Below are 13,482 nucleotides of genomic sequence, written 5' to 3'. Positions count from 1 at the left end.
CGAATCGCGCGAGGGGTCACCGAGCGAACCCGATGGCGGGACCGGGATCGATTTGGCCAGCATCTTTGGGTGCCCGTATGACAGGAGCTATGCCTTCGTTGGTCTCCCACGGGTTGTCGGGATCCCAGTGCTGAACGCTGCCTTCTTCGCCACGATGCTGGCCAGGACGGCTGCCGGGTGGCACAACGGAACGTTGACCCGCGCCGCCCATCGGGGTCGTGCCGCCTGCCACGCCTCCACCGATCATCCCGCCGACCGGGTTGATCTGTCGGGCCGGTGGAACGCCGACTCCGGGTTGCCCCACGGCTGGCACGCCGCCGATCATCCCGCCTGGCGCCATCGCCCGTGGAGTGTTCGCCACTGCGCCGACGGCTGGCTTGGTGGGACCGCCGGCTATCGGAGTGGTTCCGAGCGCCCCAGGGTAGGGGGTGCCGAATCCGCCCGGCGTGGGGGACAACGCGGGCGGGAAACCCGTCCCTATACCGGGAGCGGGGGACGGGGTAGGGGTGATCGCGGGCGGTGTGAGGGAGGGGGTTGGCACGGTGGGAGCGACAGGCGCGGCGCTACCGAGGATCGGGCCGACGGACGGCGCGGTCGGCGCCGGCACGATGTGCTGGACAGAACCCGCACCACTGGGCATCGAAGGACCCGATCCGGCGGTGATTGGCACCGGCACCACGGGTGGGATCGTCGGCGGTGACCCGCCGCCGTAGACGTCGGTGCTATCCGCATCCCGTACGGGAGGCTTTCCTCCCCGGTACGGCGGAGGCTGCCTTAGCTGGGCTTGGGCCTGGACGAGTTCGCTGCTGAGGCCGTACATGATCGAACGGGCACGGTTGTTGAGCCGGTCCAGTTCGGCCTGGGAGACCGGCGGCGTAGGGGCTGGACCAGGCGAGGGCGATGGAGTCGGTGTCGGCAAGGGCGTTGCGGACGCGCTCGGCAGTTTCCGCTCGTACGCCTCTTTTGCGGCGAGTTTGCGGACGTATTCGTCGTGGATGCTCCTGAGTTGCCGTCGGGCGTCGCTGATCGCACCGGTCGCACCGGAAAGGGCGTCACGGTTGGCGACGGCAGACTCGAACGACTGCTCGACGCTGTCGATCAGGTAGTCCAGTCGCTCGACGTACGCCCTCGACGCCGCGCTCTTCTCCGGCGGCCAGGCCTGGATCAGACCTTCCCGGTACGCCCGCAGGCGCGACAGGTGCGTGCCCGCCAGTTCGTGCGTACGCCGCCAGCCGGCCACCCGTTGCCAGTGGCCGTCGGTCTCCTGGTTCTCCAACGTCTTCCACATCTGCTTGACGTCGTAGTTGAACCAGTTGGTGCTGCCGGAGTAGTCGCCACCGGTGTCGGCGATGAGCATCAGGAGACTCCCGAGTTGTCCGTGACCGGTGCCGGGGCGGCGGTGCCAGGCTCGGGGAGTTGGGCGGCCGAGGTCTTGTCCAGCGCGGATTCGACCTCCTTCACCCGCGCCAGGGCGAATGCGTCGGCCTTGCCGTAGTTCTCGCTGACCTCCTTGGCGGCCTGGGCGAAGCCACCGGTCGCGTCCCGGTAGTGGAAGACGACGTTCGTGCTGTCCTGCTGGATCGCCCGGTGCGTCTCCAGGAACGTGAGCAGCTCGACGAATTCGGCCGCGGGGTCCGGTACGGGGGCGGTGACGTCCTCGCGCAGGTAGTCCAGGTGCGGGGCGTAGTGCTGCCGGACCTCGGCGTCGAGGTTGGCGGCGAACTCCTCCATTTTGCTGATGTCAGCTTCGATGTCGCCGTAGTCACGCAGCCAGGCTGGCGGAAGGTCCTCCTCGGGAATCGCCATGTGTCCCTCCCCAGGTGCCACGACGCCATGCCCGTACGAGGCTAGTCGGAGCGGGCCGCTCTCAGCAGCCCCGTCCGTGCGGTCAGCGGGGGAGTCCGGACCAGCGCCACGCGTCGACGCCGGTGCGGGCCGGCAGTCCGGAGGCGGAGACCGCGCCGGGGCGGGACCGACGTACCCAGGTCGAGCCGGTGTCGGGACGGCCCGGCGCGGCCGGGCGGCGCCGCAGCATGATGGCGCCCACCAGCGCGGCGAGTTCCTCGGCGGTGGGGGTGCCCCGCACCACCCGGAACGCCGGCTCCTGGTCGGGCAGGGGACGAGGGTCAGACATACGACGAGGGTACGACGGCCAACCTGGGCCGCGTCGACGGCGTACGCGCGGGTGTACGGATCGACGGTGCCGTTAGGTTGCACCGGACGACCGAGGTACGTCTCACATGGCCGCGTACGTCTCACATGAGCGTGCCGCTGGTGTGACTTTGCTCCACTCCGGGTACCGTCCACGGGATGTCCGAGGCGCCCCCCCAATTGATAGCTGACCGTTACCGGCTCGTGGAGCCGCTCGGTCAGGGAGGCATGGGGCGCGTATGGCTCGCCCGCGACGAGGTGCTGCACCGTGATGTAGCCATCAAGGAGTTGGTTCCGCCACCGGGGCTGACCATGGATGAGCGCCGCGAGATGCGGGAGCGGTCGTTGCGCGAGGCCCGTGCCATCGCCCGGCTGAACAACATCAACGTGGTCCGCATCTTCGATGTGCTGCGTACCGACGCCGACCCGTGGATCGTGATGGAATACGTCCGGTCCCGCTCGTTGCAGGACACGCTCGCCTCCGATGGTCCGGTGTCACCGGGTCGGGCCGCCGAGATCGGCCTGGGCGTGCTCGGCGCGTTGAAGGCCGCTCACAAGGCCGGTGTGATGCACCGGGACATCAAGCCGGGCAACGTGCTGCTCGGCGAGGACGGTCGGGTGGTGCTGACCGACTTCGGTCTCGCGACCGTGCCGGGCGACCCGAACGTGACGCGTACCGGGTTGGTGCTCGGCTCACCGGCGTACATCGCGCCGGAACGGGCGCGCGACGGCACGGCCGGTCCGGAGGCGGATCTCTGGTCGCTGGGCGCGACGCTGTACGCCGCCGTGGAGGGGCAGTCGCCGTACGCCCGTTCTTCGGCGATCGCGACGCTGGCCGCGCTGGCGACGGAACCGCCGCCACCGGCGAAGCGGGCCGGCCCGCTGAAGGCGGTGCTCAACGGGTTGCTGCGTAAGGATCCTGCGCAGCGCATCACCGCCGACGTGGCGGAGCGGTTGTTGCGGCGGGCCACGGACAAGCGGGCGCGTAGCGCCATTTCGCTGCTCGACGGCGTACGCCGTCCGAGTCCCTTCGGGCCGCGTGAGGCGCGGACCAGGGTGGTGCCGCTGCCGGCGCCGCGGCCGGCACCGGACCAGCCGGCCACTGCGGCGGACTCGGCCTCTTCCTCCATGTTCGCCGACTTCATCGGTACGGCGGCAGCCGGCGCCGGTGCGGTCGGCGCCGCCGGGAGCGCGCCGGACCGGGCCGCCACGGAGACGCCGGGGACCACCGGTGAGCCCACTGCCCCGGGCGCGCCCGATACGCAGGATGGGCCCGGTGCCACGGTCGAGGACGCTGGTCAGCCCCCCGCCGCGGCTGCCGAGTCGACGGGTGCCGAGTCGACGGGTGCTGAGTCGACGGAGGCGGACCGGACCGAGACACCGACCGCGTCGGTGGAGAAGACGACGAAGCTCAGTGCGCCGATCTCCCCGGCCCCGACCTCGTACGCGATCGGCGCCGCCTCGGTCGACGACGGTACGCCGGCACCGGCACCGGCACCGGCACCGGCACCGACCTCGCCGGCCCCGGTCGCCGCCGGACCGACCGGGATCGGCTCCTCGCCGAACCGTGGCCGTACGTTCGGGCGCCCGGTTGTCGCCGGAGCAGAGAACAAGGGTTCCTTCTTCACGGGACGACAGGCGTGGCTGCTCGGTGGCCTGGTCGTGCTGCTCCTGCTCGCGCTGGCGGTGGTGGTGCCACTGGCCCTGCGGGATCCGGACACGAAGTCCTCCGACCAGCCGGGCGGTCAGTCGTCCGCCCAGGCGTCGCCGACCGGCACGGGCGCTCCGGCGCCCACCACCGCACCCGCCGCGCCACCGGCCGGTGCACCGTCGAGCCCGGTGTCGGAGCCGTCCGACGTGCCGGCGTCGGAGCCGGCGATGACGCGTGGGCAGGGTCCGCTGCCTGCCGGGTGGAGTTGGCACAAGGACCCGACCGGGTTCACGGTGCCGGTGCCGACCGGTTGGAAGGTGGAACGTACCTCGACCGCGGTCAGGTTCATCGAGCCGAACAACGCCCGCCTGCTCATGATCGACCAGACGCCCAGCCCGCAGAAGGACGCGGTCGCGGACTGGACCCGGCAGGAGGAGGCGCGGACCCGTGCCGGTCGCTACCGGGACTACAAGCGGGTCCGGATTGAGAAGATCGACTACTTCCTCGAAGCCGCCGACTGGGAGTGGACGTACACCTCGGACTCCGGCAATCCGTTGCACGTGGTCAACCGGGGTTTCGTCACCGGACCGAAGCACGGGTACGCGATCTACTGGTCGACACCGGCCGGGGCCTGGCAGGACAACCTGGACGAACTGAAGCTCATCTCGGACGGATTCCTGCCCGCCCCGAACTGATCCGCATGACCTCCTTCCCGACTGGGTACTGCTGACCCGACGACGGAAGGAGGTACGACATGAGTTTCCGACAACGCACGACAAAGCCGAGCGTGGCCCTCTGGATGCTGATCGCGGTGGGTGACATCGCACTGATCCTGGCGAGTTTCGGCGTGGTGACGCTGATCGCGCTCGCGAGCGTCGTGACCATGGCCGTCGGGGTGGTTGGCGTCTGGCGACTGATGCGTCCCACGGTGCCAGCCAGGGAAGTGGCACGGTCCCCGATGACTGCCCGGCGGAGGGCCTGAGAGCGCCCCCGCTGGGCTCCCGTACCAGCCCCACGGCGGTGTCGCGGAGCGCAACGGCAGCCGGACCGGTGATCCCCGAGCAGGGGATGACCGCTCCGGCTGCCGCTGTTCGTGGTCGGATCCGGACGGCTCAGCCGACCCGTTCGATCACCGCCCGCCGGACCACGAACTTGCCCGGCTCGCGGACCTGCTCGAACGCCGCGTTGTTGAGCAGTACACAGCTGCCGGACGGGCTGGTCACCTTGACCGTGGTGCTCTTGTTGTTGTCCAGGTTCGTGACCCGCAGGGTGGTGCCGATCGGGAACGTACCGCTGGACGCGGCGGGTGCGGCCTCTTCGTTGAACAGGGTCACCGTCGATCCCTTGCAGACGACCTCACCGTTGCCGGGGGCGCCGGCGGGAACATCGCCGCCACCGGGGTCGGCGGGCGCGGCCGGCGGGTTCGCGGGTGGGTCGGCGGGCGGGTTCGCGGGTGCGGGTGCGGCCGGCCGGTCCGCGTGTACCTGCGCGGTGCAGCCAGCGGTGACGCGGCGCTGCTGGATGAGGTCGACAACGGCCTGCCGGTTCGCGATCCGGGCCTCGGCGAGCGCGTCCGGGTTGGCCCGCTGGTCGGCGATGAAGTTCAGGTTGTTGCGCAACGCGGTGTCCAGGCCGTTGCAGTTCTCGCCCGCGTTGCCCATTCCCGTACCGACCGCCAGGGCGGTGCCGAGCAGGGCCGTCGCGGCTGCCCCGATGAGCAGCTTCCGCGCCCGGCCGGTGGTCCCGCTTCTCCTGTGCATGCACCGCTCCCTTGATCGTCGGCTGCCCGGTTGCAGCATCGTTGGGTACGGATGTCACGGCCGGACGGATCAGATCGTTTCGCTTGAATGTTCTTCATGTGCCGTAGCGCTCAGTGAACGCATGTCAACCGAGGGTTGGGTCGTTCCGTCGCCCGACAATGTCCTGGCCCAGGTGGGCTAGGCTCCCCGGCTGTGTCGATCGACGGCTTTACCGACGTCTGGAACCGGCTGTTCGACGCCCAACCGGATCCACCACCGCTACTCGTACTGCTGACCGGGCTGGTCGCGCTCGTCGTGGTGCTGACCCGGCTGCCCTGGCGGATCGGACGCAACGCCATCACGATCGCCCACGAGGGCGGTCACGCGCTGGCCGCGCTGTTGACCGGCCGACGGCTGCACGGGATCAGGCTGCACTCGGACACCTCCGGGCTGACCCTGTCGGCCGGACGCCCCTCCGGTCCCGGCATGGTCTTCACCCTGCTCGCCGGCTACGTCGCACCGTCCCTGATCGGACTCGCCGGAGCCTGGCTGCTCGGCGGCAACCGGATCACCCTGCTGCTCTGGGTCGCGGTGGTGCTGCTGCTCGCCATGCTCGTCATGATCCGCAACGCCTTCGGCGTCGTCTCGATCGTGGTCACCACCGCCGTGGTCTTCGGCGTCTCCTGGTTCGCCGGCCCACAGGTGCAGGCCGTGTTCGCGTACACCGGGGTCTGGTTCCTGTTGATCGGCGGGATCCGGCCGGTGGGCGAGTTGCAGACGCTGCGCCGTCGGGGACGGATGCCCGCCTCGGACGCTGACCAGCTCGCCGGGGTGACCTTCCTGCCGGCGATCTTCTGGGTCGGCCTGTTCGGCCTGGTCAACCTGCTCGCGTTGGGCGTCGGTACGAGCCTGCTGGCCGGCGCCCACCTGGCCGCCCTCGACCTGCCGTTCTGAGCCCGCCCGTCACCACCCCGGCTGGTCAGGGGCACAATGGGGACGTGCGGTATGTGATCATCGGTGCGGGGGCGGTCGGCGGCACCATCGGCGCGCGGCTGGCCCTGGCCGGCCATGACGTGACCATGGTGGCCCGTGGCGCCCAGTTGGAGGCGATCCGTGCCCGAGGGCTGACCCTCGCCACCCCGGAGAACGAGTGGAACGTCCCCCTGCCGGCGGTGGCCGGTGCGGACGAGTTGGAGCTGACGCCGGACACGGCGCTGGTGCTCACGGTCAAGTCCCAGGACACCCAGGCGGCGCTCGGCGAGTGGGCGGGAGCGCCGGTGACCGGCGGCGGTACGGCGGCCGAACGGCTACCGCTGCTGACCGCCCAGAACGGGGTGGCGAACGAGCGCGCCGCGCTGCGTCGCTTCGACCGGGTCTACGGGGTCTGTCTGTGGTTGCCGGCCACCTTCCTCGAACCGGGCGTGATCACCGCCGAGGGGCACCCGCATTCCGGCATGTTGCAGCTCGGCGCCTACCCGGGCGGGGCCGACGAAGGCGTACGGCAGATCGCGGACGAACTCACCAAGAGCGGGTTCGTCACCCGGGTCCGGGACGACGTGATGCGCTGGAAGTACGGCAAGCTGCTGGCCAACCTCGGTAACGGGGTGGACGCCCTCCTCGGCCGCGACGCCGACCCGGGGCTGGGTGACCTGCTGCGCGCCGAGGGGGTCGCCGCACTCGCGGCGGCCGGTATCGCACACACCTCCCGCGAAGAGGAGGCGGCCGACCGGGCGGACAACGTACAGGCACGCCCGGTTGCCGGCCGTACCCGGGCGGGAAGCTCGACCTGGCAGAGCCTGGCCCGGGGCGCGGGTTCGACCGAGACCGACTATCTCAACGGGGAGATCGTCCTGTTGGGACGCCTGCACGGGGTGCCGACTCCGGTGAACGCGGCGGTGCAGCGCGCGGTACGCCGCGCGGTGCGCGAGCGGATCCCGGCGGGCGGTTTCCCGCCGGACCAGCTCCTCGGCTGAGCGAACCACCACCGTGAGGCCCGCTCACACCAACCCGAGCGAAAGTCGGCCTCGTCAGGCAACCGACCGGCTGGTCCCGCGCGTATAGCCTCCGACGCCCAGGGGAGGTAACTGGTGCCCGACGTCGGCGGGTTCGACGAGTTCTACCGGGGAAGCCGGCAACGGCTGCTCGGCTACGTGTACCTGCTCACCGGTGATCTGTCGGAGGCACAGGACGCGGTACAGGAGGCGTACATCCGGGCCTGGCAGCGCTGGTCCACGGTGAGCGGGTACGAGGACCCGGAGTCGTGGGTACGGGTGGTCGCGGCCCGGATCGCGGTCAGCCGGTGGCGTAGCCTGCGCAGCCGCGCCCGCGCGTACCTGCGCCACGGCGCCGTGGAGAACATCACGCCGGGACCGGGCACCGAGACGGTCGACGTGGTGGCGGCGCTGCGCCGCCTGCCGGAGGAACAGCGCACCGCTCTTGCCCTCTACTACCTGGTCGGTCTACCGGTGGCCGAGGTGGCCCGGGAGACCGGCGCCCCGGTCGGCACCGTCAAGGCCCGGCTGTCCCGGGGACGGGTGGCCCTGGCGGGTTTGTTGGCCGTCGTGGAGCTGGGGGAGGCCGCTGATGCCTGAGCGTCGGGTGGAGCGGGTGCCGGACCCGGAACTGGCGATGGAGCTGACGGTCGGCCCGAGTGCCGGTCAGCCGGGCGACCCGGTGGTGGACCTGGCGGCAGAGCCGCCCCGGGACGAACTGCCGGAGTCCCTGGCGGCGTTGATGCCGGAGCCGACGGCACCGCCCGACGACGACCCGGTTCCGCCGGAACTGCTGACCGAGCAGTCCCGGATGCTCGCCGAGCAACTCGCCGCCGAGCTCGGCGGCGTGACCTGGCCGGCGCCGGAGCGGATCCGGTCGCTGGGCCGACGTCGGCGCCAGCGGGTCGCGGTGGCCGCGCCGGCGGCCGTCGTGCTGGTTTTCGCGGCGATCTGGGGCCTGGTCGGCGGTTCAGCCGGATCCGGTACGGGACCGGTGACGGTCGCCGGACCGCCCGTTGCGCCGGGTTCAGGCCCGGTCGTGGAGCGGAACCTGCCGGACCCCTCCCGCGAGCCGGTGTCGCCGGGCGGCGAGGGCTGGATCCCGGCGGTCGCGCTGCTCCAGCCGGCGGACCTGGGGCTCAACTTCCGGATCAGCTACGACACCAGCGGTTCGGTTGGTGCCGACCTCTGGCCGTTCCACCTCGCCGACTACTGCCCGGAGTACGCCCGGCTGCGCGTCGCGACGTACCGCGACTACCTGTTCAGCAGGGGCAACAGCGTCGGCGGGGACGGATCGGACGGGCGGGTGCGGATGCTCAGCCAGCAGGTGACCCGGTACGCCGACGACCCTGCCGCCCGGACGGTGGTCGACGAGGCGCGCCGGGTCGTGACCGCCTGCGCCTCGTACGAGGTTCCGCCAGCGGTGCTGACCGGTCGCGCCGCCTCCGCCGGCCCGCGACCGAACGCAGACCCCTCCGGCGGCCCGCGACCGAACGCCGACCCCTCTGCCCCGCCGTCCTCGGTCACGCCGTCGGCCTTGGCCGCCCCGTCGTCCCCGGCATCGCCCTCGTCGGCCGACCCGTCACAGCCGTCGTCCCCGGCCGAGCCGGGGGCCACCGTCTCCATGGTCGATCCCGGTGCCAGGACCGGAGGGCGGCACACGTTGCGGGTGCTCGGTGACGGGTTCGCCGGATCCCAGTCACTGCTGGTACGCCAGGAGGTGACCGCGCCCGCCGGCACGCCGGCAACGGGCGTCGGCGACGTCGGCACGGTCACCCTCTACGCCGTGGTACGGGTCGGCGACCTGGTCGCCGTGCTGGAGTCGTACGACTACGACGACGCCCGCATGCGCCAGCTCGCCACCCGGGCCGCGGCCTGGCTCTGCCCGTTCGCGAACCCGCGTTGCTGAGCGCCGGCCGCGACCCGTTCGGAACGCGGTTACAGCGGGATGTTGCCGTGCTTCTTCGGCGGCAGCGTCTCCCGCTTCGTACGGAGCATCCGTAGCGCGCGGACGATCTGGCTGCGGGTCTCGGCCGGCGCGATCACCGAGTCGACGTAACCGCGCTCGGCGGCCACGTACGGGTTCGCCAGGGTCTCCTCGTACTCGGAGACCTTCGCGGCGCGGAACGCGGCCGGGTCCTCGGCGGCGCCGAGTTCGGCGCGGTAGAGGATGTTCACCGCCCCCTGCGCGCCCATCACCGCGATCTGGGCGGTCGGCCAGGCGAAGTTCAGGTCCGCGCCGAGGTGCTTGGAACCCATCACGTCGTACGCGCCGCCGTACGCCTTGCGGGTGATCACCGTGACCTTCGGTACGGTCGCCTCGGCGTACGCGTAGATGAGTTTCGCGCCGCGTCGGATGATGCCGTCCCACTCCTGACCGGTCCCGGGGAGGAACCCGGGTACGTCCACAAAGGTCAGTACGGGGATGTTGAACGCGTCGCAGGTGCGGACGAAGCGAGCCGCCTTTTCCGAGGCGGCGATGTCCAGGGTGCCGGCGAAGTGCATGGGCTGGTTCGCGACCACACCGACCGGGCGACCCTCGACCCGACCGAAGCCGACCACGATGTTCTGGGCGAAGAGCGGGTGCACCTCAAGGAACTCGCCGTCGTCGAGGACGTGCTCGATCACCTGGTGGATGTCGTACGGCTGGTTCGCCGAGTCCGGGATCAGGGTGTCGAGTTCCCGGTCCGCGTCGGTGATTTCCAGTTCCGCCTCGGCGGCGTACGTCGGCGGCTCGTCCATGTTGTTCGCGGGCAGGTACGACAGCAGCGCCTTGACGTAGTCGATCGCGTCGTCCTCGTCGGTGGCGAGGTAGTGCGCGTTGCCGCTGCGGGTGTTGTGCGTGCGGGCCCCGCCCAGTTCCTCCATCCCCACGTCCTCGCCGGTCACCGTCTTGATCACGTCCGGTCCGGTGATGAACATGTGCGAGGTCTGGTCGACCATCACGGTGAAGTCGGTGACGGCGGGGGAGTAGACCGCGCCGCCGGCGCACGGGCCCATCACCAGTGAGATCTGTGGGATCACTCCGGAGGCGCGGACGTTACGGAAGAAGATCTCGCCGTAGAGGCCGAGGCTGACCACGCCCTCCTGGATCCGGGCGCCGCCGGAGTCGTTGATCCCCACCACCGGGCAGCCGGTCTTCATCGCCAGGTCCATCAACTTGACGATCTTCTGACCGAAGACCTCGCCGAGCGAGCCGCCGAAGACGGTGAAGTCCTGGGCGAAGACGCAGACCTGCCGGCCGTCGACCGTGCCGTAGCCGGTGACCACGCCGTCCCCGTACGGGCGGGTGCGTTCCAGCCCGAAGTTGGTGGAGCGGTGCCGGGCCAGTTCGTCCAGTTCGACGAAGGAACCGGGGTCGAGCAGCATCTCGATCCGCTCGCGGGCGGTCTTCTTGCCCCGGGCGTGCTGCTTCTCCACCGCACGGGCGGAGCCGGCGTGCACCGCCTCGTCCACCCGCCGCTGCAGGTCCGCCAGCTTGCCGGCGGTGCTGTGGATGTCGATCTCGACCTCGCTGCTGGCGCTCACGTCAGTAGTCTGCCTTTCCTCGCGACCGCGGGGGCCCGCCTCGCTCCTGCTCGCGCTCGCGGTGTCCGTGTTCCGACGGGTCGGGCGCGTACGGCATCCGCTCCGCGCGCGTGCCCAGTCCTGGATCGTAACGATGTGCCCGCCCGCCGTCGCCGCCCGCCGACGTGGGCTTGGCCTCACCGGCCCGTCCGGGGGTATCGCCCGCTGTCGCCGACGGGCGGAGACGGGCGCCGTAGGCTGGCCTGATGCCGGGCTCGCCGTACACCGATCTTGACCGCCCCCCGCTCGACGTCCGTGGGCTGCGGCGCTCGCTGGTTGTCCCGGGCGGGCTCTGGACCCGGTTGGACGTGCGCGCCGAGACCGGCTCGACCAACGCCGACGTGGTCGCGGCGGCTTCGGCGGGTGAACCGGAAGGGTTGGTGGTGGTCGCCGAGCGGCAGACCGCCGGGCGGGGCCGCCGGGGCCGGAGCTGGCAGTCGCCGGCCAGGGCCGGTATCGCGACCAGCGTCCTGCTGCGGCCGGGGGTGCCGGTCGTCGAGCGCGACTGGGCCGGTGCGCCTCCGGCGACGTACGGCTGGCTGCCGCTGCTGGCCGGGGTGGCTCTGGTCGAGGCGGTGACCCGGGTGGCGGAGTTGCCGGACTCGGTGGCGGCGGGGTTGAAGTGGCCGAACGACCTGTTGCTTGGCGCGGCGAAGGGTGCCGGCATCCTGGCCGAGGCGGTGCCGGCGGCGGTTGTCGGTGGCCCGCCGGCGATCGTGCTCGGGATCGGGCTGAACGTGACCCTGCGCGCCGACGAGTTGCCGACCAATCCGACCGGGCTGGCCGCCACCTCGTTGCGGCTGGCCGGCGCGGCCGTGGTCGACCGAGATCCGCTGCTGCGGGCCCTGCTGCGCGCACTCGCCGACTGGTACGGGCGTTGGCGTGCCGCCGGTGGCGACGTCGAGACCTCTGGCCTGCGGGCGGCCTATCTGCGGCACAGCGCGACGGTCGGCCAGTCGGTACGGGTGCTGCTGCCCGCTGGTGACGACCTGGTCGGCTCGGCGGTAACGGTGGACCCGGAGGGCCGGTTGGTGGTTTCGGCAGCCGACGGTGAGCATCGGGTAGCTGCGGGCGACGTACTGCACCTACGCGGAGAGTGACCGCGAAAATCCGGCACGGAATGCCGAACCGGTACATCGTCACTTCCGGGGAGTGTCGACCATCAGGTGACCCGCTCGGTAACCATCAGCCGCTACGGTCAGCGCGAACAATGACGTATCACAGGAGGTTCGCGTGTCTTTCCCCGAAGATGTGCTCAGCTCGGACGAGCATGTCGTGCTGCACCTGCACCCGCACTGGAAGGCCCTGATCCGGCCGGTTCTGGTGCTGGTCCTGGCGATCGCGGCGGTGGTGGCCGGTGCCGTGCTGCTGCCCGAGGGCGACGGTGGGACCATCGGCCTGTACGTGATCGCCGGTCTTGGCCTGCTGCTGGTGCTCTGGCTCAGCCTCTGGCCGTTCCTCGTCTGGCGCACCACCCACTACCTGTTCACCAACGAGCGGGTCGTGCTCCAGAAGGGCGTCTTCCACCTCGACCGCCGGGACATCCCGCTCGGCCGGGTCAACGACCACACCATGAACCAGCACTTCGTCGAGCGGTTGCTCGGCTGCGGCACGTTGACCATCGAGTCAGCGGGTGAGCGGGGACAGACGGTGCTGACCGACATTCCCCAGGTCGGCCACGTACAGACCAAGCTCTACGAGCTGGTGGAGGCCGATCACGACAAGCACTCGCTCGGTGAGGGCGAACTGCGTGAGGCGCTCGCGGACGTCCAAGAGGGCAAGCCGCTGCGCGAGAAGGCTTAGGAATCCGGGTACTGATCTGCCGGCCCGGTGCCGGTCGACGGGGTCGCGGCTGGGGCGCGTAGGACGAACCAGCCGCGGAACCTGGTCCGGAGCACTTCCTGTTCCGGCTGGTCGTCCGCGTTCAGCCGGACCATGCTCGCGCCGAGGGTGACCGTGCCGAGGCCGGGTCGGGCGGTGGAGGGCTTGCGACCGATCACGTCGAGCCGGACGGCGAGCCGGTCACCGGCCCGGACCGGTGCCAGCCAGCGCAGTTCCTCCAGTCCGGGGGAGGCGTCGGCGGCGGCGCGGGACAGCACGTGGTCGACGTACGCGCGCATGAACAGACTTACCGTGTAGAAGCCGCTGGCGATCAGCCCGCCGTGGTGGCTCGCGGCGGCGACCTCAGGGTCGACGTGGTACCACTGCGGATCGAACCGTTGCGCGAAGGCCAGCATCTCCGGCCCGTCGACCGTGGTCACGCCGAGGTCGAAGGAGCGTCCCGGGGTCAGGTCCTCGAAGAAGAGGTCGGCCTCGGTGCCGGTGCCGGACCGGGGCGACGGAACTGGCACGCCGTCCCGACGGTCGGTCGGCGACGGCATGG

General features: G+C 71.1%; 14 protein-coding genes. 8 read left to right on the top strand and 6 right to left on the bottom strand.

The genetic code is table 11. From position 1 onward, the window contains the following. Positions 1-16 precede the first annotated feature (16 nt). The 3 genes from ACIBF5_RS13840 to ACIBF5_RS13830 all read right to left on the bottom strand — a co-directional run bounded on the left by ACIBF5_RS13840 (position 17) and on the right by ACIBF5_RS13830 (position 2,116). Positions 17-1,357 (bottom strand): hypothetical protein, encoded by a 1,341-nt coding sequence (locus ACIBF5_RS13840; RefSeq protein ID WP_396811414.1) that lies wholly within the window; start codon positions 1,355-1,357, stop codon positions 17-19. Beyond that, positions 1,357-1,806, bottom strand: a complete 450-nt coding sequence (locus tag ACIBF5_RS13835; RefSeq protein WP_396811413.1) for a hypothetical protein — start codon at positions 1,804-1,806, stop codon at positions 1,357-1,359. Before ACIBF5_RS13835 ends, ACIBF5_RS13840 begins: the two co-directional genes overlap by 1 nt. Before the next feature lie 82 nt (positions 1,807-1,888). Next, positions 1,889-2,116, bottom strand: a complete 228-nt coding sequence (locus ACIBF5_RS13830; RefSeq protein WP_396811682.1) for an acyl-CoA carboxylase subunit epsilon — start codon at positions 2,114-2,116, stop codon at positions 1,889-1,891. Positions 2,117-2,310: 194 nt separating this feature from the next. Between ACIBF5_RS13830 and ACIBF5_RS13825 the strand changes: the two genes are divergently transcribed. Together ACIBF5_RS13825 and ACIBF5_RS13820 are read left to right on the top strand one after the other, a co-directional pair. Beyond that, positions 2,311-4,497, top strand: coding sequence for a protein kinase (locus ACIBF5_RS13825; protein WP_396811411.1), 2,187 nt, complete (start codon positions 2,311-2,313; stop codon positions 4,495-4,497). A gap of 59 nt (positions 4,498-4,556) precedes the next feature. Continuing rightward, positions 4,557-4,784 carry a hypothetical protein gene (locus ACIBF5_RS13820; RefSeq protein WP_396811409.1) on the top strand — a complete coding sequence of 76 codons (228 nt, stop codon included), beginning with the start codon at positions 4,557-4,559 and terminating at the stop codon, positions 4,782-4,784. 130 nt (positions 4,785-4,914) lie between these two features. Here ACIBF5_RS13820 and ACIBF5_RS13815 read toward each other — a convergent pair whose 3' ends face one another. Then, on the bottom strand, positions 4,915-5,562 hold the full coding sequence (locus ACIBF5_RS13815) for a hypothetical protein (protein ID WP_396811407.1): 648 nt from the start codon (positions 5,560-5,562) through the stop codon (positions 4,915-4,917). Positions 5,563-5,754: 192 nt separating this feature from the next. Here ACIBF5_RS13815 and ACIBF5_RS13810 point away from each other — a divergent pair, with 192 nt between their 5' ends. From ACIBF5_RS13810 to ACIBF5_RS13795, 4 genes are all read left to right on the top strand, one after another. Continuing rightward, positions 5,755-6,495, top strand: a complete 741-nt coding sequence (locus ACIBF5_RS13810) for a M50 family metallopeptidase (RefSeq protein WP_396811404.1) — start codon at positions 5,755-5,757, stop codon at positions 6,493-6,495. Positions 6,496-6,539: 44 nt separating this feature from the next. Continuing rightward, the gene (locus ACIBF5_RS13805) at positions 6,540-7,514 is read left to right on the top strand and encodes a ketopantoate reductase family protein (protein ID WP_396811402.1); all 975 of its coding nucleotides are present in this window, start codon (positions 6,540-6,542) and stop codon (positions 7,512-7,514) included. 114 nt (positions 7,515-7,628) lie between these two features. After that, positions 7,629-8,132: a SigE family RNA polymerase sigma factor gene (locus ACIBF5_RS13800; protein WP_396811400.1), complete on the top strand. Its 504-nt coding sequence runs from the start codon at positions 7,629-7,631 to the stop codon at positions 8,130-8,132. Continuing rightward, the gene (locus ACIBF5_RS13795; RefSeq protein WP_396811398.1) at positions 8,125-9,441 is read left to right on the top strand and encodes a hypothetical protein; all 1,317 of its coding nucleotides are present in this window, start codon (positions 8,125-8,127) and stop codon (positions 9,439-9,441) included. The genes ACIBF5_RS13800 and ACIBF5_RS13795 overlap by 8 nt, the downstream gene beginning before the upstream one ends. Before the next feature lie 29 nt (positions 9,442-9,470). Here the strand turns inward: ACIBF5_RS13795 and ACIBF5_RS13790 are convergent, their stop codons facing one another. Next, positions 9,471-11,060 carry an acyl-CoA carboxylase subunit beta gene (locus ACIBF5_RS13790; RefSeq protein ID WP_396811396.1) on the bottom strand — a complete coding sequence of 530 codons (1,590 nt, stop codon included), beginning with the start codon at positions 11,058-11,060 and terminating at the stop codon, positions 9,471-9,473. Positions 11,061-11,305: 245 nt separating this feature from the next. On the opposite strand from ACIBF5_RS13790, the gene ACIBF5_RS13785 reads away from it, so the two are divergent. Then, positions 11,306-12,199 carry a biotin--[acetyl-CoA-carboxylase] ligase gene (locus tag ACIBF5_RS13785; protein ID WP_396811395.1) on the top strand — a complete coding sequence of 298 codons (894 nt, stop codon included), beginning with the start codon at positions 11,306-11,308 and terminating at the stop codon, positions 12,197-12,199. A gap of 133 nt (positions 12,200-12,332) precedes the next feature. Beyond that, positions 12,333-12,902, top strand: coding sequence for a PH domain-containing protein (locus tag ACIBF5_RS13780; protein ID WP_396811393.1), 570 nt, complete (start codon positions 12,333-12,335; stop codon positions 12,900-12,902). Here ACIBF5_RS13780 and ACIBF5_RS13775 read toward each other — a convergent pair. Continuing rightward, positions 12,899-13,480 carry a MaoC/PaaZ C-terminal domain-containing protein gene (locus ACIBF5_RS13775; protein WP_396811391.1) on the bottom strand — a complete coding sequence of 194 codons (582 nt, stop codon included), beginning with the start codon at positions 13,478-13,480 and terminating at the stop codon, positions 12,899-12,901. The two genes, ACIBF5_RS13780 and ACIBF5_RS13775, sit on opposite strands and share 4 nt — an antisense overlap. Between the last annotated feature and the right edge of the window lie 2 nt (positions 13,481-13,482).

It is taken from the genome of Micromonospora sp. NPDC050417, from assembly GCF_044458865.1.
GTDB lineage: Bacteria > Actinomycetota > Actinomycetes > Mycobacteriales > Micromonosporaceae > Micromonospora_G.
This window is presented reverse-complemented; position numbering and strand designations above follow the sequence as displayed.

Bases quoted from the DNA above. Each gene is read 5' to 3' on its own strand.
- ACIBF5_RS13785 (WP_396811395.1), top strand. From the start codon at position 11,306: ATGCCGGGCTCGCCGTACACCGATCTTGACCGCCCCCCGCTCGACGTC.
- ACIBF5_RS13840 (WP_396811414.1), bottom strand. From the start codon at position 1,357: ATGCTCATCGCCGACACCGGTGGCGACTACTCCGGCAGCACCAACTGG.
- ACIBF5_RS13835 (WP_396811413.1), bottom strand. From the start codon at position 1,806: ATGGCGATTCCCGAGGAGGACCTTCCGCCAGCCTGGCTGCGTGACTAC.
- ACIBF5_RS13825 (WP_396811411.1), top strand. From the start codon at position 2,311: ATGTCCGAGGCGCCCCCCCAATTGATAGCTGACCGTTACCGGCTCGTG.
- ACIBF5_RS13775 (WP_396811391.1), bottom strand. From the start codon at position 13,480: ATGCCGTCGCCGACCGACCGTCGGGACGGCGTGCCAGTTCCGTCGCCC.
- ACIBF5_RS13820 (WP_396811409.1), top strand. From the start codon at position 4,557: ATGAGTTTCCGACAACGCACGACAAAGCCGAGCGTGGCCCTCTGGATG.
- ACIBF5_RS13815 (WP_396811407.1), bottom strand. From the start codon at position 5,562: ATGCACAGGAGAAGCGGGACCACCGGCCGGGCGCGGAAGCTGCTCATC.
- ACIBF5_RS13795 (WP_396811398.1), top strand. From the start codon at position 8,125: ATGCCTGAGCGTCGGGTGGAGCGGGTGCCGGACCCGGAACTGGCGATG.